The sequence below is a fragment of the Anaeromyxobacter sp. genome, assembly GCA_016718565.1.
GTDB lineage: Bacteria > Myxococcota > Myxococcia > Myxococcales > Anaeromyxobacteraceae > JADKCZ01.
Genome location: JADKCZ010000003.1, coordinates 498,472 through 523,072 on the forward strand (window position 1 = coordinate 498,472; position 24,601 = coordinate 523,072).

Consider the following 24,601-nt stretch of genomic DNA (forward strand, 5'->3'; position numbering starts at 1 on the left):
CGGCGGTATCCTCCCGGCGCGGTCGAACCACCCGGAGGTCGCGCCATGTCGAACGGAACCTTCTCCCTGCCCCCGCCGCGCAGCGAGCCGGTCTGGCCCCACGCCCCCGGCTCGCCCGAGCGCGCCGCGCTGGCGGCCCGGGTGGCCGCCATGTCGGCCGAGGTGCTCGAGATCCCGCTGGTCATCGGCGGGCGCGAGGTGCGCACCGGCCGGCTCGGCGAGGTGCGCGTGCCGCACCGCCGCGGCCAGGTGCTGGCGCGCTTCCACCAGGCCGGCCCGGCCGAGGTGCAGGCCGCCGCCGAGGCGGCCGTGGCCGCCCGGCGTGGCTGGGCCGAGCTGGCGCCGCACCACCGCGCCGCGGTGCTGCTCAAGGCGGCGGACCTGCTGGCCGGCCCGTGGCGCGCCACCCTGGACGCCGCCACCATCCTCGGCCAGTCGAAGAGCGTGCAGCAGGCCGAGATCGACGCGGCCTGCGAGACCGTCGACTTCTGGCGCTGGAATCCGCACTTCATGGCGCGGCTGCTGGCCGACCAGCCGGTCTCGGCGCCGGGCCAGTGGAACCGGCTGGAGTACCGGGCGCTGGAGGGCTTCGTGCTGGCGGTGACCCCGTTCAACTTCACCGCCATCGGCGCCAACCTGCCCACCGCCCCGGCCCTGATGGGCAACGCGGTGGTCTGGAAGCCGGCCTCGGCCGCGGTGCTCTCCAACTGGTACCTGCTGAAGCTGCTGGAGGCGGCCGGCCTGCCGCCCGGCGTCATCAACTTCGTGCCCGGGCCCGGGGCGGTGGTGGGCGACGCCGCGCTGCACAGCCCGCTGCTGGGCGGGCTGCACTTCACCGGCTCCACCGGCGTCTTCAACGGGATGTGGCGCACCATCGCCGCCAACCTGGAGCGCTACCGCGGCTACCCGCGCATCGTGGGCGAGACCGGCGGCAAGGACTTCGTCTTCGTGCACCCCTCGGCCGACCTGGAGGCGGCGGCCGTGGCGCTGGTTCGCGGCGCCTTCGAGTACCAGGGGCAGAAGTGCTCGGCCGCCTCGCGCGCCTACGTGCCGCGCTCCCGCTGGCCGGCGCTGTCGGAGCGGCTGGTGGCCCTGGCCGGGTCGCTCACGGTGGGCGAGGTGGACGACCTCACCACCTTCTTCGGGGCGGTCATCGACGAGGCGGCCTTCCGGCGCATCACCGGCGCCCTCGACCAGGCGCGCGCCACCCCCGGCCACCGCATCCTGTGCGGCGGCGTCGGGGACGCCAGCCGCGGCTGGTTCGTGCCGCCCACCATCGTGGAGACCGACGACCCGCGCTCGCGGCTGATGGTGGACGAGCTCTTCGGCCCGGTGCTGGCGGTCTTCGTCTACGACGACGCGCGGCTCGACGAGGCGGTGGCGCTGTGCGAGTCCACCTCGCCCTACGCGCTGACCGGGGCCGTCTTCGCCCAGGACCGCGGCGTGATCGCCGACCTGACCCGGCGGCTGGTGGACGCCGCCGGCAACTTCTACGTGAACGACAAGCCCACCGGCGCGGTGGTGGGCCAGCAGCCCTTCGGCGGCGCCCGGGCCTCCGGGACCAACGACAAGGCCGGCTCGATGGCCAACCTCATGCGCTGGACGTCGATGAGGACCGTGAAGGAGACCTTCGACCCCCCACACGAGGTGCGGTACCCGCACCAGGGCTGAGGGCCCCGCCCCGCCCACCCCGGGTGGGGCGCGGCGCTCACCCGGCGGGCAGCCTCACCGCACCGTGGTCCCGGCCCCCGGCGCGCTCTCCACCGTGATGCTCCCGCCGTGCGCCTCGGCGATGCGGCGAGCCAGGGCCAGGCCGAGCCCGACGCCGCCGGTGCCGCGGGCCCGGCTGCGGTCGGTCCGGAAGAAGGGCGTGAAGAGGCGCGGCAGGTCGGCGGGGTCGATGCCGATGCCCTGGTCGCGCACCTCCAGGGTGAGCCCACCTGGCGCCGCGCGGGCGGCCAGCGCCACCGGCGCCGGGGCGTCGGAGTACTTGGCGGCGTTGTCGAGCAGGTTCCCGAGCAGCCGGCGCAGCAGCGCCGCGTCGGCCTCCAGCGCCGGCAGGTCGCCCGCCACCTCCACCGCCAGCTTCCGCTCCGGGTGGCGGGCGCGGAAGCGGGCCGCGGCGTCCTCCACCAGCGCGGCCACCTCGAGCGGCGCCTGGTGGAGCGGCAGCTCGCCGGCCGCGCCGAGGTCGAGCCGGGTGGCGGCCAGCACCTCGTCCACCAGCCGCTCCAGCTCGCCCAGGTCCTCCCCGATCTCGCCCAGCGCCTGGCGGGCGCGCCCCATGTCACCCTCCTCGGCCAGCGCCAGCGCCACCCGGATGCGCGCCAGCGGGGTCCGGAGCTCGTGCGAGACGTTGGCCAGCAGCTCCTTCTCGCTGCGCACCAGCCGCTCCAGCCGGGCCGCCATGTCGTCGAAGGCCGCGCCCAGCTCGCCCACCTCGCCCCGGGCCGACAGGCCGGCGCGGGTGGCGAGGTCCCCGGAGCCGAGCCGGCGGGCCGCCAGGGTGAGCTGCTCGATGGGGCGGGCGATGGTGCGGGCGAAGGGCCACGAGCCGAGGGCCAGCACCAGCAGGACCACCGCCACCCCGCCGGCGATCCGGTAGAGCACCCCCTCGGGTGGGCCGCCGGACAGCACCAGGTGGCCGCCGTCGGGCAGCGGCGCTGCGAAGGTGAAGCCGTGCCCGCGCAGGTGGCGGGGCCGCTCGCGCCCGCGCGGCCGCTCCAGCTCGGGCACCGGCGGCAGCGGCGGCGCCACGTTGGAGGCCACCAGGCCCCCCTCGGCGTCGTAGACCGTGACCGCCACGTCGAAGGCCTCGCGGACGTGCTCCAGCTCCACCCGCAGCGCCTCGGGCCGGTCGCGCAGCTCGGCGACCCGCGCCACCGCGTAGGCGGTCAGCCGGTGCGGCTCGCGGGTGGGCCAGGCGCTCCGCACCGCCCAGGCGGCCGCGCCCACCGCCAGCGTCACCAGCACCAGCAGCAGGAGCCCGTGGCCGTAGACGCGCCAGAAGAGGCGCCCGTGCCGGGGCCCGGAGCGGCCGCCCCGGTGGTCGCCGCCGCTCACTCGCCCTCCCCGGCGAACAGGTAGCCGGCGCCGCGCACCGTCTTGATGAGCCGCGGGCGCTTGGGGTCGTCGCCCAGCTTCTGGCGCAGCCGGGAGACGTGCACGTCGATGGAGCGGTCGAAGGACTCCTCGGCGCTGCCCTTGGCCAGCTCCATGAGCTGCTCGCGCGAGAGGATGCGCCCGGCCCGCTCGGCCAGGGCCCGGAGCAGGTCGAACTCGTAGCCGGTGAGCGGCAGCTCCCGCCCGTCCAGCACGGCCCGGCGGGCCGCCGGGTCGATGGCCAGGCCAGCCACCTGGATGGAGGCGGTGGGCGGGCCGGCCTTGCCCTTGGCCCGCCGGGTGACGGCCCGCAGGCGGGCCAGCAGCTCGCGCGGCGAGAAGGGCTTGGCGAGGTAGTCGTCGGCGCCCAGCTCGAGCCCCATGACCTTGTCGGCCTCCTCGCCGCGGGCGGTCAGCACCAGGATGGGCACGTCGGAGCGGGTCCGGAGCTCCCGGCAGACGGTCAGGCCGTCCATCCCGGGCAGCATGAGATCGAGCAGCACCGCGTCGAACCGCCCGCGCAGCGCCTGCTCCAGCCCCAGCTTCCCGTCGGCCACATGGGTCACGGCGATGCCGTGGCCGGTCAGGTACTCGCGGGTGAGGTCGGCGAGCTTCCGATCGTCCTCGACGAGCAGCACGAGCAGGGCAGGGGCGGTGGTCACGGGGAGCATCATCGGTCGGGTCGGGGTCGGGGTCGAGGTCGGGGTCGAGGTCGGGGTCGAGGTCGAGGTCGGGGTCGAGGTCGGGGTCGAGGTCGGGGTCGGGGTTACCCGATCCCCCTCTCCCCCAGCTTGCTGGGGGAGAGGGCCGGGGTGAGGGGGCCCTGCGGTCGCGGTGAGGGGGCCAGGGGAACAACACCGCCCCTTCTCCCGGGGAGCGGGGGAAGGGGCGGCTGGCGGGAGAGGGGGGCCCGTCAGTCGTGGTGCGGCCCGAACCGCTCGGCCTTCCTGGCCAGCTTGGCGCGCTGCTCGGGGGTCAGCGTCGCGTGCACCTCGATGGCCGCGTCCACCGCCTGGTGCGCCATGGCCGTGAGCTCCGCGGCGCGGGCGTCGACCAGGGCGTGCAGCGCGGCGCGGTCGGGCTTCTCGGAGGCCCACTCGGCGCGCAGCGTCTCGTGGGTGGCCTTCCGGGTCCCCTGCAGCGTCTGCCCCTCGGCCAGCAGGCGGTCCTTCACCGCCAGGAGCTGGGTGCGCTGGGCCGGGGTGGCGTCCAGGTCGTCGAGCGCGTCCTCGACGCGGTCGGTGATCAGCGCGGCCATGCGGGCCGGATCCCGGTCGCCGCGGTGGCCGCAGCCGCCGCGGAAGCCGGTCAGGGTGACGAGGCCGACGAGGGCGACGGCGGCCAGGGCGAGGGTCTTCTTCATGGTGTGCTCCTTGGGTTGGGCCACCTCGGCGGCGGGCGGCGACAGGGTGAAGATGCGACCCCCCGGTTGCCCGGGCTTGTTCCCGGGGTGAAGAAGCGTTAACGAGTGGCCCCCGATGAGCCTCTGCGTCGCCACCGGCATCAGCCTGGCCCACGGCCCCAAGGTCCTGTTCCACGGGGCCGGCTTCACCGTGGGGCCGCAGGACCGCATCGGCCTCCTGGGCGCCAACGGCACCGGCAAGTCCACCCTGCTGCGCATCCTGGCCGGCGAGGTCTCGCCCGACGAGGGGACCCTCACCTGGCGGCGCGGCACCCGGGTCGGCTACCTGCCGCAGGACGTGGCGGCCCTGCCGGCCGGCACGGTGCTGGAGTCGGTGCTGGCGGCGGTGCCGGGGCGGTCCTCGCTGGAGGAGCGGCTGCTGGCCGCCGAGGCCGGCCTGGCCGCCGCCACCGACGAGGAGGCCCAGCTGGAGCTGTCGGCCGCGCTGGCCGACCTGCACGAGCAGCTCGACCACTTCGAGGAGCGCTTCGGCCGCCACCGCGCCGAGCGGCTGCTGGGCGGCCTGGGCTTCACCCTCGACGACCTGTCGAAGGCCTCCTCGGCCCTCTCCGGCGGCTGGAAGATGCGGGCCGCGCTGGCCGGCCTGCTGCTGCAGGACCCGGACCTGCTGCTCCTCGACGAGCCCACCAACCACCTCGACATCCCCACCCTCACCTGGTTCGACGCCTTCCTGCGCGGGCTCAAGCGGGCGGTGCTGCTGGTCTCGCACGACCGCGACTTCCTGGATCGCCAGGTCGGCAAGGTGCTGGCGCTGGAGCCGGAGGGCATCCGCGCCTACGCCGGCGGCGTCACCGCCTACCGCCAGTGGCGCGTCGAGGAGGAGGCCCGCCTGGAGGCGGCCGCCAAGAAGCAGCAGGACAAGCGCGACCAGCTGGAGGGCTTCATCGAGCGCTTCGGGGCCAAGGCCACCAAGGCGGCCCAGGCCAAGTCGAAGCAGAAGCTGCTCGACAAGATGGAGGACGTGCAGGTGCTGGAGGACCGGGCCACGGTCCGCTTCCGCTTCGCCGAGGCGCCGCGCTCCGGCAAGGAGGTGCTGCGCTTCGACGGCATCGCCAAGGCCTTCGGCCCCCGGGTGGTCTACCGGGGGCTGACCGCGGCGGTGCAGCGCGGCGAGCGGGTGGGCGTCATCGGCCCCAACGGCGCCGGCAAGTCCACCCTGCTCAAGCTGGCGGCCGGCGCGCTGGCGGCCGACGCCGGCACGGTCAAGCCGGGCCACGGGGTGGTGATGGGCTACTACGCCCAGCACCTGGTCGATCCCGAGGGGCTGGCGGCCGGCTCGCTCGACCCGGCGGCCACCATCCTCGACACGCTCTGGGACCTGGTGCCGGACCGCGGCGAGTCCTACGTCCGCTCCATCGCCGGCTCCTTCCTGTTCTCCGGCGAGGACGTGGAGAAGAAGATCGGGGTCCTCTCGGGCGGCGAGCGGGCCCGGGTGGCGCTGGCCAAGCTGCTGCTGGTGCCGGCCAACCTGCTCCTGCTCGACGAGCCCACCAACCACCTCGACCTGGACAGCTCCGAGTCGCTCATCGAGGCGCTCAAGGGCTTCCCCGGCACGCTGCTCTTCGTCAGCCACAACCGGTCCTTCGTGAACCAGCTGGCCACCGTCATCTGGGAGGTGAAGGACGGCGGGATCCTGCCGCACCCTGGCAACCTGGACGACTGGCTCTACCACCAGCGCCAGCTCGAGGAGGCGGCCGGGGGTGACATGGCCGGCCCGGGCGAGGGCGCGGGCGGGGCCGGGCGGCCCGAGGCCGGCGGCAGCGAGCGCGACCGGAAGCGGGCCCAGGCCGAGGCCCGCAACGCCCGCTACCGGCGCGAGCGGCCGCTGCGCGAGGCGCTCGCCCGGGTGGAGGGGCGCATCGCCGCCCTGGAGGCCGCGGCCCGCACCGCCGAGGCGGCGCTGGCCGACCCGGCCCTCTACACCGACTTCGCCCGGGCCCGGCCCCTCATCGAGCAGAAGGCGGCCGCCGAGGCCGAGCTGGCCGGGCTCTACCGGGACTGGGAGCGGACCGCCGGCGAGCTGGAGGCGCTGGGCGCCGACGAGCCCGGCGCCTAGCGGCGCCGCTGCGCCGCCCCGCCCTCCAGGCCGAGGGTGGTGGCCACCCGCTGCTCCGCCTGGGCCAGCTCGCTGGCCAGGGCCCGCACCGCGTTGGGGTCGAGCCGCAGCGCCGCGGCGCTCTGCACCAGCTCGCCCGCCGCCCGCCAGGCGCTGGCCGGCTCGGCCTTCAGGTCGTAGACCGCCGCCGCCAGCCGCACCACGTGCAGGTCCAGGAACTCGGGCTCCGCCGGGATGGCCTGGTCGTGGTGGCGCACCGCCAGCACCGTCAGGTACTGCGGCATCTGCCACTCCTGGTGCAGCTCCCCGCCCAGCTCCAGGTGCACCTGATCGAGCAGCCGCTCCAGCCGCGGGCTGCCCAGCTCGAGCGCCAGCGCGCCGTCCAGCGTGAGCAGCGCCACCGCGCGCAGCGCCACGGTGCGCCCCACGTCGTGCAGCATGCCGCCCAGGTAGGCGCGGTCGGAGCGGGCGCCCGGCTGGCGCATGGCCAGCGCCGCGGCGCCGGTGCCGACCGTCACGGCGCGCCGGTACAGGGCGGTGAAGCGCGGCCCGAAGGCCTGCTGCTCCAGCTTGAGCCTGGGGTTGAAGAGGGTCTTGGCGGAGAGCGCGCCGGCCACCCGGCCCACCTCGTCGAGCCCGAGCCGGGTGACGGCGTCGCGCACGGTCTGGCTCTCGTCGAGCCCCCGGTAGAAGGCCGAGTTGGCCACGTTGAGCACGCCGGCCGAGAGCGCCGGGTCGGCCGAGATGACGCGGGCCAGCTCGGAGATCTCGGCGTCGGGCGCGGCCACCAGGTTGAGGATGCGCAGGGAGAGCGAGGGCGAGGAGGCGGGCCCCAGCTTGTGGCGCCGGCAGTGATCCAGGACGCGCGCGGCCAGCTCCAGCTCCTCGAGCTCGTCGGCCTCCGCGAGCGGGGCCGGCTGCTCCGGGACCGGCACCCCGAGGGCGGCGGCGAAGGGGGCGAAGGCCGGGGCATCGACCGGCGCCACCTCGCCCGCGCCGGCGCTGGGGGACCTCTCGCCGCCGGTGTGGGGCTGGCCGCCCGGCGGGGGGGGCGCGGGCGGGGCGGACACGGGCAGCGCCCCGCCGGTCGCCGCAGGGCGCGGCTGGGCGGTGGGCCTGGAGGAGGTGTCCTGGGTCCCCCACCCCAGCAGGCGACGCAGCCGGCCGAACACCCGTGCAGAGGTAGCACGCCGCGTCGAGCGCCGCCAATCGCCGGATCCCCCGACGCAGCGGGCCGGCGAGGCGGGAGGACCCGCCCGGCCGGCCCGGGTGCGAGCGCTGCGGGTGAGGCGCTACTTCAGCGCGGCCAGGGCCGCGTCGTAGTTGGGCTCCTGCTTGATCTCGGGGACCAGCTCCACGTAGGTCACCTTGTCGTTCTCGTCCACCACCACCACGGCGCGCCCGGTGACGCCGGCCAGCGGGCCGTCCACGATGGCGATGCCCCAGTCCTTGGCGAAGGTGGAGCGGAAGGTGGAGAGCGGGGTCACGTTGGCGAGCCCCTCGGTGGTGCAGAAGCGCTTGGAGGCGAAGGGCAGGTCGGCCGAGACCACCAGCACCGCCACGTTGGGCAGCGAGCCGGCGTCCTTGTTGAACTTGCGCGTCGAGGTGGCGCAGACAGGCGTGTCGAGCGACGGCACGATGTTGAGGACCTTCTTCTTGCCCTTGAAGTCGGCCAGCGAGAGGTCCTTCAAGTCGCCGGAGGTGAGCTTGAAGTCGGGCGACTTGCCGCCGACCGCGGGCAGCTCCCCGCTGGTGTGGATGGGATTGCCGCCGAGCGTGATGTTGGCCATGTGGTGTGGTCTCCCCTCGAAGGGTGTGAGTTCAGTGCGGGCTCATATTTGCGACTGTTCGGGCCGCAGATCGACGTCCCTCAGGGGTACCCCCTTCGAGGTGTGCCTCACCCGGGCGGCAGCGAGGCCAGCAGCGGCGAGGGCGTCCCGATGGCGGCGATCCAGAGCTGGTGGGCGGCCCGGGTGATGGCCACGTGCAGCCGCCGGCGCGCCTCGGGCTCGTCCGGGTAGGCGCGGATGCCGGCGTCCGGCACCACCACGTAGTCGAACTCCAGCCCCTTCACGCTCGCCACCTCGGTGACGTCGCAGCCCGGACGGAAGGTGAACTGGCCGTCGAGCGCCAGCCGCACCTCGGGCAGGTCGGCCAGCAGGCGGTGGAAGGCGCGGGCGGTCTCGGCGCTGGCGCAGACCACCGCCACCGAGGCCTCCGGCTCGCGCTCCAGCAGGTCGCGCACCGCGCCGCACAGGTGGAGCTGGGCGTGGGCCTCGGAGGGGAAGTCGAAGCGGGCCACCGGCGCCCCAGGCCGGCCGGCGCGCGGCGGCTCGGGCGGCTGCAGCGGACCGAGCACCTGATGGGCCAGGGCCGCGATGGGCTGGGGGCAGCGGTAGCTGGTGGCCAGCCGCACCGCGGCGGCCCCGGGGACGCCCAGGGCGGCCAGCGCCTCGGGCCAGCCGGCGTAGGAGGTGAAGGTCTGCTGCGCCTCGTCGCCCGCCACGGTGACGCTGCGGGCGCCGCCCAGCAGCCGCCCCAGCACGGTGAGCTCCACCAGCGAGACGTCCTCGGCCTCGTCCACCACCAGGTGGGCCAGGCGGCGGGCGCCCGGGCCGCTGCGCAGGGCCGCCAGGAAGAGCAGGAGCGCCAGGTCCTCGGCGTCGAGCGTGCCGGCCAGCGCCTCGGGGGTGTCCTCGTCCACCGAGAGCCCGTCGAGGGTGGCCAGGCGGTCGGCGTCGATGCCGGCCAGCGCCAGCTCGGCCGGGTCCGCCAGCTGCAGGCGGGTGTGGCGCACCACCTCGTCGATGGCGGTGGTGGGCAGGTCGCCCCGGGCGGCCTCGACCACCGAGGCCACGAAGCGCGGCTCCACCAGCAGGTCGCCGAGCTCGCGCCGCAGCCGCCGCAGGGTCACCTCGCCGGTGGGCTGGGGCCGGCGGCGCAGCACCTCGTGCAGCGCCGGGTGGCGCTTCAGGCGCGACACCAGCGCCGGCGGGTCGGCGCACAGGCGGGGCGGCGGGGTGCCGAAGGCCGAGTGGAAGGCGGCGCGGGCCCACTCGTCGAGGGTGCGCACCGCCACCTTGTCGAGCCCCAGCGGCGCCAGCAGGCGGGTGGTCAGCCGCGCCAGCCCGGGCTCGGGCACCACCACCTGGATGCGCGAGGCGGGGTAGGTGCGGGCGTCCTCCGCGGCGATGCGCGCCAGGCGGTGCAGCGCCACCGTGGTCTTGCCGCTGCCGGCGCTGCCCAGGACCAGCAGCGGCTCGCTGGCGGGGGCGCCCACCGCCTCCCACTGCTCGCGGTCGAGCAGCGCGGTCACATCGGCCGACGCCACCCGCCCGGTGAGGCCGGCGCCGGTGCCCAGGGCCCCGGCCCGCGCGGCCGTGCCGGCGCCGCCGCCCAGGTGAGCGCCAGCGCCGCCCCGCCGCCACGCGTCGTCGCTGCCGCGGACCAGGCTGACCTCGCCGGCGGTGATGCGCACCAGCCGCCCCCGGTCGATGACCACCACCCGGCGCGCCTCGACCTGCCCGTGGGCGGTGCGGCCGGGGAGCTCCTGGTCGAACTCGTCGCCCTCGCGCACCCGGTAGAAGAGGCCGGCCACCGGGGCGGTGCGCCAGTCCACCACCCGCACGCCGGCGGCGCGGTCGAAGAAGGTGGCGCGTCCCAGGCAGTAGTCGCGCACCTCCCGGCCCTCGCGGAGGCGCAGGTGGGCGAAGTAGGGGGCGGCCGGATCCGGCCAGGCGCCGCCGCGCGCCCGCTCCATCACCGCGCGCACCACGCCCATCTCCTGGAAGACGGTGGGCAGGTCCTTGGGGGTGGCCTCCAGCGCCTCGTCGCGCAGCTCGCGCAGGCGGGCCGCCAGCTCCCCGCCGTCGTCGCTGGCGGCGCGCCGGCCGGTGAGCGCGCCCAGCACCGCGGCCAGCAGCGCCTCCTCCTCGGCCACCAGCGCCCGCTCCGCCGAGGAGAGCGGCGGCGGGTGCGAGGGCGATACGGCGTGTGGGTGGGCGCGCAAGATCGATGACTGTAGTCCGGGGGCGGACAGGGCGCACGCGGGGGGGGGGGGGGGGGGGGGGGTCGGGGTCGGGAAGATCCGTACTCCCTCTCCCCCAGCTCGCTGGGGGAGAGGGCCGGGGTGAGGGGGCGGCTGCGGCCCGGGCCGGAGCCGAGGCGGAGGCCGGGGCCGCGGTCGACCTCCCGACACTCGACGCCCCGCCTCCCTTCGTGCGACGACCAGCGTCCATGCGCTGGATCGTCGCCGCCGCCGGGACCGGCCTCATGACCGTCCTCGGCACCGTCTACAGCTGGAGCCTCTACGCCCAGCCGCTGGCGGCGGCCTTCGGCTGGTCGGCCTCCACCACCACCTGGGCCTTCGCGGCGGCCATCTTCTCCCTCGGGGTAGGCGCCATCCTGGGTGGCCGGCTGCAGGACCGGCTGGGGCCGCGGCCGGTGGCGGTGGCGGGCGCGGCGCTCTGGGCGCTCGGGAACCTGGGCGCCGGGCTGGGCACGCGCTGGCTCGGGTCGGCCTGGCTGTACCTGAGCTACGGCGTGGTGGGCGGGCTGGGGCTGGGGCTGGCCTACGTGACGCCGGTGGCGGCGGTCACCAAGTGGTTCCCGGCCCGGCGGGGGCTCGGCAGCGGCCTGGTGGTCATGGGCTTCGGGCTGGGCGCCTTCCTCTACAACCTGGCCCTGCGCGCCGTGCCCTCCTTCGCGGCGGCGGCCAGGGAGGCCGGCGAGGTGCTGGCGCTGCGCAAGGTCGGCGCGGCGGCTGCGCTCTCCCCGGAGGCCACCGCGGCCGTGCTGGGGTCCTTCACGGTGTCGGGCCTGGTGTTCGGCGTGGTGGGGATCGCCTGCGCGGCGGCGATCCGGAACCCGCCGATCGCGACCTCGACCGGGACCCCGACCCCGACCCCGACCTCGACCGCGACCTCGACCTCGACCCCGACCTCGACCCCGACCTCGACCCCGACCCCGACCCCGACCTCGACCGCGACCTCGACCTCGACCGCGACCCCGCCCCCTTCCCTCGCCGACTGGCCCCCTTCCCTCGCCCTGCGCACCCCGCAGTTCTGGGCGCTCTGGGCCATGCTCTTCCTCAACGTCTCCGCCGGCATCCTCTTCATCTCGAGCGCCGTCCCCATCATGCGCGAGCTGACCGGCGCCAGCGCCGAGGCGGCGGTGGGGGTCTACGGGCTCATCGCCCTGGCCAACGGGCTGGGGCGCCTCCTGTGGGGCGCCGTCTCGGATCGGCTGGGCCGGCGGCTGGCCTACGGGCTCATCTACGGCGTCCAGATCGGCGTCTTCGCCGCGGTGTCGCAGGTCCACTCGCTCCCCGCGGTGGCGGCGCTCTTCGCGGTGGTGCTCCTCTGCTACGGCGGCGGCTTCGGGACCATGCCCTCGCTGGTGGCCGACTGGTTCGGCACCCGCCACCTGGGGATCAACTACGGCTGGATCCTGTCGGCCTGGGGCGCCGCCGGGGTGGCCGGCCCGATCTTCGTGGCGGCGGTGAAGGATGCCACCGGCTCCTACACCGGCGCACTCCCGGTGATGGCGGGCGTGCTGGCCGCCGCCGTGCTGCTGCCGGTGCTGGCCCGACCCCCCGGCGCACCCACCCCGTCGAAGGTCGCTGCGTCGGCTGGCGCACGCCACCCGGGCTGATAGCATCGGGGCGAAGCGCCGCGCAGCCAGCGGCGGGGAGGCGTCGGGATGATCACCCAGCTCGGAGGCCCCGCCGCCCCGGCGGCTCGCCCGCCCGAGGCAGCGGCGCGCCCGCTGGGCCCGGGCGACCATGCGGTCCGCCCGGGCGAACCCGCGGTGCGCCCGGCCGCCGCCGAGCCGGTCTTCCGCCCGCCCGGCACGGCAGCACCCGCCGCGACGAGGACCGACCAGCCAGTCGGCTCCGCCTCCGCCGAGGCCGAGGCCGAGGCCGCGCTGGACGCCGCGACGCTGCCGCACGCGGCGCCCCGGCCCGAGCTGCGCTGGCACGAGATCTCCATCGTGCCCCCCGGGACACCGGCGCCGCGCGGCATCGCCGCCTACCTGGCCGCCTCGCACCCGCTCCCGGCGCCGGTGGCCCTGATCGACGCCGCCGTCTAGGGCGCCGGTCTCCCCTGCCCGGCTGCCCGACCGCCGAGCAGCCAGCGCACCCCCTGCCAGCACGAGACCGGCCACCCGCGGGAGCCGTCGCCTCGGCCCGGCGTTTCCCGCCTGATCCCGGGCGCCTGGCTCCGCCGCCCGAACGCCCCCGCTGGCACGCGGCCTGCTACTCCCGGTCGGATGAGCCCCCGCCGCGCCGATCTCGAGACCGAGACCCTCTACGAGGTCGGCAAGGTGCTCTCGCTCTCCACCGACCTGAACAAGGCGTTCACCTCGGCGCTCAACCTGCTCGGGCTCTACCTGGGCATGGAGAACGGCACCCTCTCGCTCTTCGACCCGGTCACCGGCGAGGTCTTCATCGAGGCGGCGCCGCAGATGAAGGACTCGGAGCGCATCCTGGGCCGGCTGCGCCCGGGCGAAGGGGTGGTGGGGCGCATCTTCGCCACCGGCCTGCCGGTGGTCATCGCCGACATCGGGCAGGAGCCGCTCTTCCTCAACCGCACCGGGACCTGGCGCGACCTCGACACCTCGCCGCGCGCCTTCATCGGCGTGCCGGTGCAGGACGGCCGCACGGTGCTCGGGGTCCTCACGGTGGACCGGCCCCACGGGACCGCCCCCACCGAGTTCGGGCGCGACGTGCGCTTCCTCACCGTGGTCTCCCACCTGGTGGCGGCGCGCGTCCGGCTCATGCAGCTGGAGAGCCCCCACCGCCGCGCCTCGCGCGACCTGCCGCCGGTGGCGCCGGAGCCGGACCGCTTCCCCGGGGTGGTGGGCCAGAGCGCCCGCATGCGCGAGGTGCTGGCGCTGGTGGCGCGGGTGGCGCAGAGCCGCGCCACCGTCTTCCTGCGCGGCGAGAGCGGCACCGGCAAGGAGGTCATCGCCCGGGCCGTGCACGACGTCAGCCCGCGCGCCGCCCGACCCTTCGTGGCCGTCAACTGCGCCGCGCTGCCCGAGGCGCTGGTGGAGTCGGTGCTCTTCGGCCACGAGAAGGGGGCCTTCACCGGCGCCAGCGCCACCCACGCCGGCAAGTTCGAGCAGGCCGACGGCGGCACCCTCTTCCTCGACGAGGTGGGCGAGCTCTCCCAGGCGGCCCAGGCCAAGCTGCTGCGGGCCCTGCAGGAGCGGCAGTTCGAGCGGGTGGGCGGCCGGCGCACCATCACGGTGGACGTGCGGGTGGTGGCCGCCACCAACCGCGACCTCGAGGAGATGGTGCGCACCGGCGCCTTCCGGCTCGACCTGTACCACCGGGTCTCGGTGGTCACCATCTCGCTGCCGCCGCTGCGCGAGCGGCCCGAGGACGTGCCGGCGCTGGCGGAGCACTTCCTCCGGCAGCTCAACGAGGAGAACGGCCGGGCCGTCCAGCTGGCCCCGGAGGCGCTGGACGTGCTCGGCGAGTGTCGCCTCACCGGCAATGCCCGCCAGCTGCGCAACTGCCTGGAGCGGGCGGTGGTCGGCACCGACCGGGATCGCCTGGGGCGAGGCGACTTCCCCTGCATCCAGGGCGGCGTCCACACCGCTTGCCTGATGGAGCTGGCGTCGGCGCCCCTGGGGCTCTCGGCGGCCCCGAGCCCGAGCCCGAGCCCGAGCCCGAGCCCGAGCCCGACCCCGACCCCGACCTCGACCTCGACCTCGGCCCCGACCTCGACCCCGACCCCGACCTCGCCCTCCACCCCGCCCGACGAGCGCGCCACCGTGCTCGCCGCCCTCGAGAAGAGCGCCTGGGTGCAGGCCAAGGCGGCCCGGCTGCTCGGCATGACGGTGCGGCAGCTCGGGTACCGGGTGAAGAAGTACGGCATCACCCTGGAGCGGTTCTAGGCCGAGGCGCCATGCGGCCCACCTCCTTCAACCGCTGCAACCTGCCGCCCTGGGTCATCGCCTCGGCGGAGTTCAACGACGACCCCCGCGCGCTCGAGGTGCAGGGGGTGCGCGAGGCCAACGCCTTCTTCTTCCGCGCCCTCGACGCCACCGACGATCCGGCCGAGCGGGCCCGGCGCCTCGACGACTGGCTCTCGGTGCGCTTCCAGCTGCACCAGTGGCAGGCGCAGGCCTCGCCCACCGCGCGCCGGGCCCTGCGCAACGGCTACCTGCGCTTCCTGCGCGGCTGGGGCCACGACTCGAGCTCGGTGGAGGGCGCGGTGCTGAAGGCCTGGGTGGAGAGCCGCATGGGCATCCCGCCCACCTTCCACGGCGGCCGCCTGGACGGCGCGGACGGCGAGGCCCAGCGGCGCTACGAGGCCGACCGCATGCAGGGCAGCGCGCGCACCAGCGCCATCTTCGACCAGCTGGACCTGGTCTACGCCTTCACCCAGTACGAGCTGGCGCGCCGCCACCCGGAGGCGCGCTGGCTCACCCTGTGGCGGGGCCAGCACGACGTGGGCGAGCACCAGGTGCTGCGCCGCCTGGGCCCGCGCGAGCAGGTGGTGGCGCTCAACAACCTCTGCTCCTTCACCGACGACCCGGAGCGGGCCTGGGAGTTCGGCTCCACGGTCTGGGAGGCGCGGGTGGCGGTGCCGCGCCTCTTCTGCCTCTCCTGGCTCCTGGGCGGCGCGCTGCAGGGGGAGCGCGAGGCGCTGGTCATCGGCGGCGAGCTCACGGTGCGGCGGGTCATGGCCTAGGGTGGGCCGCCCTGCCCCAGCGGCGACAGCCCCACCAGCCGCCCGGACAGCCGCGAGAGCTCGGCGACCAGCCCGCGGTCGAGGCGCCTGGTCCAGCGGGCCGGCAGCGCCTCCGGCCCGTAGTAGGCGCCGGCGATGGCGCCGGCGATGGCCCCGGTGGTGTCGGCGTCGCCGCCCTGGTTGACCACCGCCGTCAGGCACCCCTCGAAGTCGTGCGTCGCGAAGAGGTGGTGCAGCACCGTCTGCATGGTGTCCGCCACGTAGCCGGTGGCCAGGCCGCGGTAGGGCACGAAGCGCAGGCGCGGCTGGGCCTGCACCGCGGCCTCCGCGCAGGCGCGGAGGTGGCGGAGCGAGCGCCCCAGGCAGGCCTGCTGGACCAGCCGGGCCACCAGGACGCAGGCCGCGTCGGAGAGCGGGTGGTGGTGCGTGATGCGGGCCTGCGCCACCGCCACGCGCCGCAGCGCCGCGTCGTCGCCCAGCGTCAGGAGGGCCACCGGCAGCACCCGCATGGCGGCGCCGTTCCCGGCGTCCCACTCGCCCGGCTGGCCCTCGGTGGTCCCGTCCAGCATGAAGCGGCGGATCCCGGCGCGGCAGGTGGAGCCGACGTCGGTGGGGCGACCCGTGAGCCAGGCGGCGAAGGCGGCGGCCACCGCCGGCGCCGACCACCCCCCGGCGGCGTCGACGGCGCGCGCCACGGCGAGCGACATCTCGGTGTCGTCGGTCACCTGGCCTGGCCGCAGGCGCAGCCACCCGCCGCCGCTGAGCTCGCGGTGGACCCCGTGGGCCGCCCGGATCTCGCCGGCCGTCATGAACTCCACGGTGGCGCCCAGCGCGTCGCCGATGGCCAGGCCGAGGAAGGCGGCCCGGGCCCGGTCGCGGACGTCGGGCAGGTGGACGGAGGGCGGCGGCGCGAGGGGCGGCGCGCCCGGGCAGGCCGGCTGGTCCACGGCCGCGGGCCTAGGGGCGCTGCCGCAGCGCCCGCAGCTGGGTGGGGCGCCAGCCGAGCCGCCGGTAGAAGCCGTGCGCCGCCAGGTTCTCCTCGTCCACCAGCAGCTGCAGGCGGGTGGCGCCGCGCTCCCTGGCCCAGGCGCCGAGCGCGTCCAGCAGCAGCCGCCCGGCCCCGGCGCCGCGGGCCGCCGCCTCCACCACCAGGTCCTCCACCCAGGCCGCCGGACCGCCCTCGGCGGTGGAGATGACCAGCTGCCCGGTCACCAGCCCCACCACCGCGCCGTCGCGCTCGGCCACCAGCACCGCGGCCCGGTCCCCGGCCGCCAGCAGGGCGGCCAGCCCGCGCCGCTGCCGCGCCGGCTCGGGCGCGAAGTCGGCCTCCAGCGAGAAGAGCTCCGAGAGCAGCCCCACCAGCGCCGGGAGGTCCGCCGTCCCGGCCGGGCGGACGGCCAGCACGCCGCCGCGGTCGGGCGCCGGGCAGGCGGCCGGCCCGGCCCGGCTCACGGCGCCGGCACCGGCTCGAAGGTGAACGCGTCCTTCTTGCAGGTCCGGCCGCAGGCCTCGCAGCCGATGCAGTCGTCGGGGCGCCCCACCACCGCGTACATCTTGGCCGACTCCTCCTCGTCCACCTCGGCCGGCGCCAGCACGTCGTGGGCGCAGATCTTGATGCAGCGGCCGCAGCCGATGCACAGCTCCTTGTCGATGTGGCGCACGAAGCGGGGCGTCCACTCCCTGCCGCTGCGGGTCAGCCCGGTGATGAACGACATGTCGCTCCTCCTCCTGCTCCTGGTGGACGCCGCCGGAGGGCGGCGCGGTGGCCTGGCGCGCCGCCCGTCGAGCGGCGCCCAGGGTGGTGGCCCGGCGCCCCGGCCAGCGGGGCGCCGGGAGCTTCAGTCCAGCGGCGCCTCGGGGGGCGGCTCGACCTCGGTGGGCCCGAGCAGGCGGCGCAGCCACGGCGGCGGGCGGCCGCGCAGCACCTGCTGCAGCCTGGCCACCGCCTCGGCCACCGGCAGGGGCTCCCCGGTCTTCATGGGGTGGACCCGGCGGGCCACCAGCTTGGCGGCCGCCGGCCCGCCGATGGCCTGCGTGTAGACGATGGCGCAGCCGGCGATGGCCGAGGCGCGGGCGGCGATGCGGTCCTCCTCGTCGCCGCCGGAGAGGGTGGCCACCTGCCCGACCACCTCGGCGGAGTCCGGCCCCACCTCCCAGATGAAGAAGCGGCTCGCCTGGCCGAAGTGCTCGTCGATGGTGGTGCCGCTGCTGCTGGTGAACGCCACGCGCATGCCCTGCCTCCTCGGCCCTGGAGGGCCCCCGTCAGTTGTGGGCCAGCTTCTGCGCCTCGCCCGTCGAGGCCTGCAGCAGGTTGGCCACCTCGAAGACCAGGTTCATGGTGCCGCGGTAGCCGACCCAGACCTTCTGGTGCCCGCCCAGCCGGTCGAAGACCGGGTAGCCGGTGCGCAGGTGGGCCTTCACGCCCAGCGCGGCGGTCGCCTGGCGGCCGTTGGAGTTGGCCACCAGCAGGTCCACGCCCCGGGCCGCCTCCTCCAGGTCCTCCAGGTCGCCCACGAAGACCCGCGGGCACGGCAGCGCGTCCAGCCCCCGGGTGCGGGTGGCGGCCAGGGCGGCCGTGAGATGGCAGCCCATGCCGTGCAGGAAGGCCGCCAGCCCCTTCAGGTGGTCGGCCTCCAGCGCCAGGGCCACCTTCTTGCCGCTGAACTGGTAGTGGCTGTCCACCATGGCGTCGGCCAGGCGGCTGCGCCAGCGCCGCAGCGGCTCGGGCACCGGGCGGCCGGAGAGGGCCGAGAGGGTGGCCACGAAGGCGTCCACCTCGCCGATCCCGGTCAGGGAGGTGAAGCCGTAGGCCGGCACCCCGAAGCGCTCGGTCAGGCCGCGGGCCGCCCGGGCCAGCGAGTCACCCACGTAGAGGGTGGCGGCGCCCCGGCCGGCCAGGCGCACCGCCTCCACCGGCACGCCGCCGGTGGAGAGGGGCGAGACCTCCAGGTCGATGTGGCCGTCGAGCGCCGTCGAGAGGTCCGGCACCGTGAGCGGCTCGAGCCCGAAGGCCTCGATCAGCCCCTTCAGCTCCTCCACGTCGGCCGGGGTGAGGTGGGAGCCCGGCAGCAGGTTCACCTGGCGGGGCCGCCGCTCGCCGCCCTCGGCCAGCGTGCCCAGGATGGCCTCGACCGCGGCGGCGTAGCCCTCCTGCAGCGAGCCGCAGTAGTCGGGGGTGGAGGCCCAGATGACCGGCGTGCCGGCCAGGTCGGGCCGCTCCAGGCGCAGCTGGGCGATGGCCGACTGCACGTCGTCGCCCATGGTCTCGGTGAGCCCGGAGGTCATCACCCCCACCACGCCCGGCCGGAACTTCTCCACCACCCGGCCGATGCCGCGCTTCAGGTTCTCCCAGCCGCCGAAGATGGCCGAGTCCTCGCTCATGGCGGTGGAGTTGAGGGCGATCGACTCCTTGAAGTGGCGCGAGAGCTGGAGCCGGATGAAGGTCGAGCAGCCCTGGGCGCCGTGGAGCAGGCCGAGCATCCGGTCGATGCCCAGGTAGGCCAGGGTGGCCCCCAGCGCCGGCGAGTTCTTCTGCGGGTTGACGGTGGCCGCCTTGACCGGGACCTTGACCCGCGAGGCCGACAGGTCCTCCGCCGCCAGCCGGTCGGCGTGGCCGGCCGCCCGCTCCGCCGCCAGCAGGCAGGCCGCCTCGCCGCCCTCCCAGGGCGACGGCACGGTCAGGGCCGGCCAGATGGGGTTGCCGACCGTCAGGTCGAGCTGGCGCGCGAAGGTGACCATCCCCTGGTAGCCGGCGTAGGGGTGGGACCGCCCGTGGTTGATGTCGAGGAACGGGGTGCGGGTCTTGAGCGCCAGGAACTTGGTCTTGCCGCCGGCCACGATCAGGTCGGGCAGCTTCTCCTTCATGACCGCCAGCAGCCCGGCCGTGGAGGTGTCCTCGATGATGCCGGCGTCCTCCCGCATCAGCGCCTTCATGCGGTGGAAGTCCTCCAGGGTGGAGTTCTGGGTCCCGGCGGCCAGGATCTCCACGCCCAGCTCGCTGAGGGCGTTCACCATCGACCAGGTCTTGACCCCCCCGGTGAAGAGGACCGCCCGCTTCCCCTGGAGCCGCGCCCGGTGGGGGGCGATGGCCAGGCGGGTGGCGACCTCCTCCTCGGCCACCAGCCGCTCCACCCGGTCGCGCATGGTGGTGTCGCCCGGCACGCCGCGGGCCTCGTCGAGCGCGGCGGCGATGTCCCTGAGCGCCTTGGCGGTGTCGGTCAGGCCGTAGAAGGACTCCTCCAGGTAGGGGATGCCGAACCGCTTCTTCATCTTCCGCGCCATGTTGGTGAGGCTCTTGGAGCAGATGATGACGTTGAGGCGGGCCCGGTGGGCGTACCGCAGGTCCGCGAACCTGGCGTCGCCGCTGATGCAGGAGAGGATGCGGATGCCGAGCCGCTCGAAGAGGGGCAGCATCCCCCACAGGTCGCCGGCGATGTTGTACTCGCCGATCAGGTTGACGTCGTAGTCGGTCAGGTGATCCGGCTCGGCGGTGCCGATGACGTGGTCGAGCAGCAGCTCCCCGGCCAGCCGGTTGCCGATGTTCTTGTCCCCGACGAACCCGGGGGTGTTGACCGGGATGACCGGCACGTCCACCTCGGCCGAGACCGACTTGCAGACCGAGTCGACGTCGTCGCCCGTCATGGCCGAGACGCAGGTGGCGTAGACGAAGACGGCCTTGGCCTCGCCGCGGTAGCGGGCGGTGAGGTCCAGGATGGCCTGGCGCAGCTTCTTCTCGCCGCCGAAGACCACGTCGTTCTGGCTCAGCTCGGTGGTGAAGCCGCGCCGGTAGAGCTGGCTGCCGGAGGAGCGGGCCCCGCGGTTGTCCCAGGAGTTGCCGGCGCAGCCGATGGGGCCGTGGACCAGGTGGATGGCGTCGGTGATGGGCATCAGCACCACCCGGGCGCCGTCGAAGGCGCAGCTCCGCTCGGTGCCCTCCCCCGGCTCGGACTTCTTGCAGAACTTGGGCGCGCCCTTCTCCTGGGTCTCGCACTCGGCGGCGTCGTAGTAGTCGGGGCGCGCCATGGCTCCTCCGGGAGGCGTGAAGGTGGGGCGCGCGCCGGCTCCCGGTCGCGCGCCCCGGTCCGGCTACCGCATCATCTCGAAGAACCGCTCCTCGCAGGTGTCGTCCTTGATCTCGAGGAAGCGGTTGCAGATCTCGCTGAGCATGTTGATGACGCCCTGGTAGCCGATGATGGGCGAGCGGTGCTTGTTGACCCGGTCGAAGACCGGGAAGCCGAAGCGGAAGAGCGGGATCTTGGCGTCGCGCGCCAGGAACTTGCCGTGGGTGTCGCCGATGACGGCGTCCACCGGGTCGGTCATCACCAGGCTGCGCAGGTGCCACAGGTCGCGGTTCATCCAGATCTGGGCCTGCGCGCCGAAGGGCGAGGACTGGAGGAGCAGCTCCAGCTCCTTCTCCAGCTTCTTGGAGCCGCGGCTGCAGAGCACGTGGCGCGGCACCGCGCCCATCTCCAGCAGGAAGGCCACGTACCCCAGCAGCTGGTCCGGGTCGCCGTAGACCGCGAACTTCTTGCCGTGCATGTACTGCTGGGCGTCGGTCATGGCGTCCACCGCCCGGCCCCGCTCGGCCCGGAGCGCGTCCGGCACCGGCCGGTCGAAGAGCTCGGCCAGCTTCATGAGGAAGTCGTCGGTCCGGCCGATCCCCATGGGCATGCCCAGCGAGGCGTGCCGCCCGGCGTAGGCCTCCTTGATCCAGGCGAAGGCCTTGGCGGTGGCGTAGGGGCCCACCGTCAGGGTGGCCTTGCCGTTCACCGAGTCGCCCGCCTCGAGCAGCGGGGTGCCGCCCGGGTAGAGGCGGTAGGTGCCGTCGTTGGGCGAGTCGAAGGTCTCGGTGATGTCCGCCAGGATGGTGGCCGGGATGCCGAAGGCGTCGAAGATCCGCTTGTACTCCCGGTAGTTGCCGGTGTTGGCGTCGAAGCCCGGGATGAAGTTGAGCTTGCCGGTGCAGCGCCCCTCCACCTTCTTGCCCTCGGTGAGGTTCTGCAGGATGGCCGTCAACATGTTGTCGTAGCCGGTGATGTGGGTGCCCTTGAAGCTGGGGGTGTTGGCGTAGGGCGTCGGCAGGTCCTTGGGCAGGGTCCCCTTGTTCCGGGCGTTCTTGAGGAAGGCGGTCAGGTCGTCGCCGATCACCTCCGGCATGCAGGAGGTGAAGACCGCGATCATCTTGGGCTTGTAGAGCGCCACCGCGTTCTCCAGGCCCTCGTGCAGGTTGGCCTGGCCGCCGAAGACCGCGCCGTCCTCGGTCATGGCGTCGGAGACCGCCGGGGCCGGCTCGCGGAAGTGGCGGTTCAGGGTGGAGCGGTAGTAGGAGGCGCAGCCCTGCGAGCCGTGCACGAAGGGGAGCGTCCCCTCGAAGCCGTGGGCGCACAGCTCGGCGCCCAGCGGCTGGCAGGCGTGGACCGGGTTCACCACCAGGGCCTGGCGGGCGAAGTTCTTCTCCCGGTAGTCCTGGGTGTCGATCCAGGCCGCGACGCGGGCCTCCTCCTCGGGGGAGGTGGTGGTGACGGGCTTGACGGTGAGGCCGAGGTTGTTCGCCATGGTCATCTCCTGGGCGCGCGGGGACTCATCCGTCCCACGGGCGGCGGGTGCTCCACTGCGGCTGGTGCGGCGTCGGTGCGGCTTTCGCGAAGCGGCTTCTTCTCGGGGGGTGGGGCCCCGACGGCTCCGCCGGCGGGGAGGGGGCGAGGCGCCCCCTGCAACTCAGAAGGGCGACTTCACGAGCTTCCAGGTCGGGCTGTTGACCGCCAGGTCGATGTCCCGCGCGAAGACCGGGAACCCCTGGTAGGCGTGGTACGGGCCCGAGTAGTCCCAGCTGTGCATCTGCCGGAAGGGCAGCCCCATCTTCTGGAAGAGGTACTTCTCCTTGATGCCCGAGCCGATCAGGTCCGGCTTGAGCTTCTGCACGAAGTGCTCCAGCTCGTGCTCGGAGGCGTCGTCGTAGATGACGGTGGCCTCTGGCAGCTCCGGCATGGTGCGCTCGTAGTCGTCGGAGTGGGCGAACTCGTAGCCCGCCCCGATGACCACCATGCCCAGGTCCTCGTAGGCCCCCACCGTGTGGCGCGGGCGCAGGCCGCCCACGTAGAGCATCACCTTCTTGCCCTCCAGGCGGGGGCGGTACTCCTCGACCACCTTCTTCATCTCCACGTCCCACTTGGCGATGACCCGCTCCACGTTCTCCTTGATGCGGTCGTCGAACTTCTCGGCGATCTTCCGCAGGCTCTCGCGGATCTTGGTGGGGCCGAAGAAGTTGAACTCCAGCCAGGGGATCCCGTACTTCTCCTCCATGACCCGGCACATGTAGTTCATCGACCGGTAGCAGTGGATGAGGTTCAGCTTCACCTGGTGGGTGGCGGCGATCTTGTCCATCTCGCCGTCGCCGGTCCAGGTGGCCTTGACGTTCAGCCCGATCTCGGCGAGCAGGTCCTTGGCGGCCCAGACGTCGCCGCCGATGTTGTAGTCGCCGATGAGCGCGACGTCGTACGGCCCGGCCGGCTCGGCGAACTCCCGCGTCCCGATGATGTAGTCGCGGATGGTGTCGTTGGAGATGTGGTGCCCCAGCGACTGGGAGACCCCGCGGAAGCCCTCGCAGCTGCAGGGGACGATGGGCAGGTCCAGCTCCTGGCTCGACTTCTTGGCGACGGCGTTGATGTCGTCGCCGATGAGCCCGACCGGGCACTCCGAGAGGATGGAGATGCCCTTGGCCAGCGGGAAGAGCTGGTGGGTCTCGGCCAGCAGGGTGGCCAGCTTCTTGTCGCCGCCGTAGACGATGTCCTTCTCCTGGAAGTCGGACGTCATCTGCATGCCGAACTGGGTGACGCCGTTCTTGCCGGTCATCAGGTTGCGGCGGGTGCCCCAGGAGTACCAGCCGCAGCCCACCGGCCCGTGGGAGATGTGGGCCATGTCGCGGATGGGGCCCCACACCACGCCCTTGGCGCCGGCGTAGGCGCAGCCCCGGGCGCTCATCACGCCCGGCACGGTCTTGCGGTTCGACTTGACGCAGGTGGAGCAGGCGGACGGGTCGTTCGGCGCCAGGTGGGGGGCCCGCTTCTTGCGCCCCTTCTCCGGGTAGGCCTCCAGGGCCTCGTCGATCATCTCCTGCGTCGACTCCTTGGTGATGCCCTCGACCTTCTTGACCTCGACCTCGTCCGCCATGGTTCGCTCCCTTGCCTTTCGTGTGGTGCGGCTACGCCACCGCGGCGGCCTTGCCGACGATCGCCTCGTCCTCGGGGGCCATGATCCCGAACTCCATGAGCAGCCCCTCCAGCTCCTCCATCTCGAGGGGCGTCGGGATCACCAGCTTCTTGTTCTCCAGGATCTTCCGCGCCAGGGTCCGGTACTCCTCGGCCTGCTTGTGCTCCGGGGCGTACTCGATGACCGTCATGCGGCGCAGCTCGGCGCGCTGCACCTCGTTGTCGCGGGGCACGAAGTGGATCATGTGGGTGCCCAGCCGCTTGGCCAGCGCCTCGATGAGGTCGGCCTCGCGGTCGGTGTTGCGCGAGTTGCAGATCAGGCCGGCCAGCCGGACCCGGCCGGAGGTGGCGTACTTGAGGATGCCCTTGGCGATGTTGTTGGCCGCGTACATGGCCATCATCTCGCCGGAGCAGACGATGTAGATCTCCTCCGCCTTGTTCTCGCGGATGGGCATGGCGAAGCCGCCGCAGACCACGTCGCCGAGCACGTCGTAGAAGACGAAGTCGAGCTCCTTGGTGTAGGCCCCCTGCTCCTCCAGGAAGTTGATGGCCGTGATGACGCCGCGGCCGGCGCAGCCCACCCCCGGCTCCGGCCCGCCCGACTCGACGCACTTGATGTCGCCGTAGCCGACCTTCATCACGTCGGCGACCTCCAGGTCCTCCACGGTGCCGCGCTCGCGCACCAGGTCCATCACGGTGGCCTGCGCCTTGGCGTGCAGGATGAGCCGGGTGGAGTCGGCCTTGGGGTCGCAGCCGACGATCATGACCTTCTTGCCGAGCGAGGCGAGGCCGGCCACCGTGTTCTGGGTGGTGGTGGACTTGCCGATGCCGCCCTTCCCGTAGATTGCGATCTGCCTCATTGGTCTCTCCGTTCCTCGGGGTCCCCGGGCCCCTGGCGGCTGCCCGGCCGGCCCACCTTCGGACCGACGGGAGGCACCATTGCGAAGGGCGCGCCAACCGGGGCCGGCGGCGCGGAAGTGAAGCCTGGCGCGCATTCCGGCCTGGAGCGGACGTTGACGCCGCCCAGGGCGGCTCCGGCCCCGCCGGCGCTGTGCGGAAGCCGACACTGGCCGGGGTGGATCCCGACAGGCCTGGGGCCGGCTCCCGA

General features: G+C 74.4%; 20 protein-coding genes. 6 read left to right on the forward strand and 14 right to left on the reverse strand.

Features of this window, described 5'->3' with window-relative positions; translation table 11 throughout:
* Positions 1–45 precede the first annotated feature (45 nt).
* Positions 46–1,671 carry an L-glutamate gamma-semialdehyde dehydrogenase gene (gene pruA / locus IPO09_12315; protein ID MBK9518114.1) on the forward strand — a complete coding sequence of 542 codons (1,626 nt, stop codon included), beginning with the start codon at positions 46–48 and terminating at the stop codon, positions 1,669–1,671.
* A 54-nt stretch (positions 1,672–1,725) separates the two neighbouring features.
* On the opposite strand, the gene IPO09_12320 is transcribed toward pruA, so the two are convergent.
* From IPO09_12320 to IPO09_12330, 3 genes are all read right to left on the reverse strand, one after another.
* Positions 1,726–3,063, reverse strand: coding sequence for a HAMP domain-containing histidine kinase (locus IPO09_12320; protein MBK9518115.1), 1,338 nt, complete (start codon positions 3,061–3,063; stop codon positions 1,726–1,728).
* Complete coding sequence (locus IPO09_12325; protein ID MBK9518116.1) at positions 3,060–3,773, reverse strand: response regulator transcription factor; 714 nt, start codon at positions 3,771–3,773, stop codon at positions 3,060–3,062. The genes IPO09_12320 and IPO09_12325 overlap by 4 nt, the downstream gene beginning before the upstream one ends.
* Positions 3,774–4,015: 242 nt before the next feature.
* Positions 4,016–4,465, reverse strand: coding sequence for a Spy/CpxP family protein refolding chaperone (locus tag IPO09_12330; GenBank protein MBK9518117.1), 450 nt, complete (start codon positions 4,463–4,465; stop codon positions 4,016–4,018).
* A 115-nt stretch (positions 4,466–4,580) separates the two neighbouring features.
* Here IPO09_12330 and IPO09_12335 point away from each other — a divergent pair, with 115 nt between their 5' ends.
* Positions 4,581–6,581 (forward strand): ABC-F family ATP-binding cassette domain-containing protein, encoded by a 2,001-nt coding sequence (locus IPO09_12335; protein MBK9518118.1) that lies wholly within the window; start codon positions 4,581–4,583, stop codon positions 6,579–6,581.
* Here IPO09_12335 and IPO09_12340 read toward each other — a convergent pair.
* The 3 genes from IPO09_12340 to IPO09_12350 all read right to left on the reverse strand — a co-directional run bounded on the left by IPO09_12340 (position 6,578) and on the right by IPO09_12350 (position 10,590).
* Positions 6,578–7,651, reverse strand: a complete 1,074-nt coding sequence (locus IPO09_12340; GenBank protein MBK9518119.1) for an HDOD domain-containing protein — start codon at positions 7,649–7,651, stop codon at positions 6,578–6,580. The two genes, IPO09_12335 and IPO09_12340, sit on opposite strands and share 4 nt — an antisense overlap.
* Before the next feature lie 222 nt (positions 7,652–7,873).
* Complete coding sequence (gene tpx / locus IPO09_12345; GenBank protein MBK9518120.1) at positions 7,874–8,371, reverse strand: thiol peroxidase; 498 nt, start codon at positions 8,369–8,371, stop codon at positions 7,874–7,876.
* Between the two features lie 107 nt (positions 8,372–8,478).
* Positions 8,479–10,590, reverse strand: a complete 2,112-nt coding sequence (locus IPO09_12350) for an ATP-binding domain-containing protein (GenBank protein MBK9518121.1) — start codon at positions 10,588–10,590, stop codon at positions 8,479–8,481.
* 227 nt (positions 10,591–10,817) lie between these two features.
* Here IPO09_12350 and IPO09_12355 point away from each other — a divergent pair, with 227 nt between their 5' ends.
* From IPO09_12355 to IPO09_12370, 4 genes are all read left to right on the forward strand, one after another.
* Positions 10,818–12,233: an OFA family MFS transporter gene (locus IPO09_12355; GenBank protein ID MBK9518122.1), complete on the forward strand. Its 1,416-nt coding sequence runs from the start codon at positions 10,818–10,820 to the stop codon at positions 12,231–12,233.
* A gap of 48 nt (positions 12,234–12,281) precedes the next feature.
* The gene (locus IPO09_12360) at positions 12,282–12,671 is read left to right on the forward strand and encodes a hypothetical protein (GenBank protein ID MBK9518123.1); all 390 of its coding nucleotides are present in this window, start codon (positions 12,282–12,284) and stop codon (positions 12,669–12,671) included.
* A gap of 180 nt (positions 12,672–12,851) precedes the next feature.
* The gene (nifA, locus tag IPO09_12365; protein MBK9518124.1) at positions 12,852–14,486 is read left to right on the forward strand and encodes a nif-specific transcriptional activator NifA; all 1,635 of its coding nucleotides are present in this window, start codon (positions 12,852–12,854) and stop codon (positions 14,484–14,486) included.
* A gap of 11 nt (positions 14,487–14,497) precedes the next feature.
* The gene (locus IPO09_12370) at positions 14,498–15,286 is read left to right on the forward strand and encodes an NAD(+)--dinitrogen-reductase ADP-D-ribosyltransferase (GenBank protein MBK9518125.1); all 789 of its coding nucleotides are present in this window, start codon (positions 14,498–14,500) and stop codon (positions 15,284–15,286) included.
* On the opposite strand, the gene draG is transcribed toward IPO09_12370, so the two are convergent.
* From draG to nifH, 8 genes are all read right to left on the reverse strand, one after another.
* Positions 15,283–16,176 (reverse strand): ADP-ribosyl-[dinitrogen reductase] hydrolase, encoded by an 894-nt coding sequence (gene draG, locus IPO09_12375; GenBank protein MBK9518126.1) that lies wholly within the window; start codon positions 16,174–16,176, stop codon positions 15,283–15,285. The genes IPO09_12370 and draG overlap by 4 nt on opposite strands.
* Before the next feature lie 67 nt (positions 16,177–16,243).
* A complete protein-coding gene (locus IPO09_12380; protein MBK9518127.1) occupies positions 16,244–16,690 on the reverse strand; it encodes a GNAT family N-acetyltransferase in 447 nt (148 codons plus the stop codon).
* Positions 16,691–16,734: 44 nt separating this feature from the next.
* Complete coding sequence (gene fdxB, locus IPO09_12385) at positions 16,735–17,001, reverse strand: ferredoxin III, nif-specific (GenBank protein MBK9518128.1); 267 nt, start codon at positions 16,999–17,001, stop codon at positions 16,735–16,737.
* Between the two features lie 123 nt (positions 17,002–17,124).
* Positions 17,125–17,517 (reverse strand): nitrogen fixation protein NifX, encoded by a 393-nt coding sequence (nifX, locus tag IPO09_12390; GenBank protein ID MBK9518129.1) that lies wholly within the window; start codon positions 17,515–17,517, stop codon positions 17,125–17,127.
* Between the two features lie 31 nt (positions 17,518–17,548).
* Positions 17,549–20,308, reverse strand: coding sequence for a bifunctional nitrogenase iron-molybdenum cofactor biosynthesis protein NifEN (locus tag IPO09_12395; protein ID MBK9518130.1), 2,760 nt, complete (start codon positions 20,306–20,308; stop codon positions 17,549–17,551).
* 63 nt (positions 20,309–20,371) lie between these two features.
* Positions 20,372–21,841 (reverse strand): nitrogenase molybdenum-iron protein subunit beta, encoded by a 1,470-nt coding sequence (gene nifK / locus IPO09_12400; GenBank protein ID MBK9518131.1) that lies wholly within the window; start codon positions 21,839–21,841, stop codon positions 20,372–20,374.
* 162 nt (positions 21,842–22,003) lie between these two features.
* Entirely contained in the window at positions 22,004–23,455 is a 1,452-nt protein-coding gene (nifD, locus tag IPO09_12405; protein MBK9518132.1) for a nitrogenase molybdenum-iron protein alpha chain, read from the reverse strand.
* Between the two features lie 31 nt (positions 23,456–23,486).
* The gene (gene nifH / locus IPO09_12410) at positions 23,487–24,353 is read right to left on the reverse strand and encodes a nitrogenase iron protein (protein MBK9518133.1); all 867 of its coding nucleotides are present in this window, start codon (positions 24,351–24,353) and stop codon (positions 23,487–23,489) included.
* Positions 24,354–24,601 lie beyond the last annotated feature (248 nt).

Excerpts from the sequence above, each read along its gene's own strand:
- pruA (MBK9518114.1), top strand. The coding sequence starts at position 46 with ATGTCGAACGGAACCTTCTCCCTGCCCCCGCCGCGCAGCGAGCCGGTC.
- IPO09_12325 (MBK9518116.1), bottom strand. The coding sequence starts at position 3,773 with ATGCTCCCCGTGACCACCGCCCCTGCCCTGCTCGTGCTGCTCGTCGAG.
- IPO09_12330 (MBK9518117.1), bottom strand. The coding sequence starts at position 4,465 with ATGAAGAAGACCCTCGCCCTGGCCGCCGTCGCCCTCGTCGGCCTCGTC.
- IPO09_12335 (MBK9518118.1), top strand. The coding sequence starts at position 4,581 with ATGAGCCTCTGCGTCGCCACCGGCATCAGCCTGGCCCACGGCCCCAAG.
- tpx (MBK9518120.1), bottom strand. The coding sequence starts at position 8,371 with ATGGCCAACATCACGCTCGGCGGCAATCCCATCCACACCAGCGGGGAG.
- IPO09_12355 (MBK9518122.1), top strand. The coding sequence starts at position 10,818 with ATGCGCTGGATCGTCGCCGCCGCCGGGACCGGCCTCATGACCGTCCTC.
- IPO09_12360 (MBK9518123.1), top strand. The coding sequence starts at position 12,282 with ATGATCACCCAGCTCGGAGGCCCCGCCGCCCCGGCGGCTCGCCCGCCC.
- nifA (MBK9518124.1), top strand. The coding sequence starts at position 12,852 with ATGAGCCCCCGCCGCGCCGATCTCGAGACCGAGACCCTCTACGAGGTC.
- IPO09_12370 (MBK9518125.1), top strand. The coding sequence starts at position 14,498 with ATGCGGCCCACCTCCTTCAACCGCTGCAACCTGCCGCCCTGGGTCATC.
- fdxB (MBK9518128.1), bottom strand. The coding sequence starts at position 17,001 with ATGTCGTTCATCACCGGGCTGACCCGCAGCGGCAGGGAGTGGACGCCC.
- nifX (MBK9518129.1), bottom strand. The coding sequence starts at position 17,517 with ATGCGCGTGGCGTTCACCAGCAGCAGCGGCACCACCATCGACGAGCAC.
- IPO09_12395 (MBK9518130.1), bottom strand. The coding sequence starts at position 20,308 with ATGGCGCGCCCCGACTACTACGACGCCGCCGAGTGCGAGACCCAGGAG.
- nifK (MBK9518131.1), bottom strand. The coding sequence starts at position 21,841 with ATGGCGAACAACCTCGGCCTCACCGTCAAGCCCGTCACCACCACCTCC.
- nifD (MBK9518132.1), bottom strand. The coding sequence starts at position 23,455 with ATGGCGGACGAGGTCGAGGTCAAGAAGGTCGAGGGCATCACCAAGGAG.
- nifH (MBK9518133.1), bottom strand. The coding sequence starts at position 24,353 with ATGAGGCAGATCGCAATCTACGGGAAGGGCGGCATCGGCAAGTCCACC.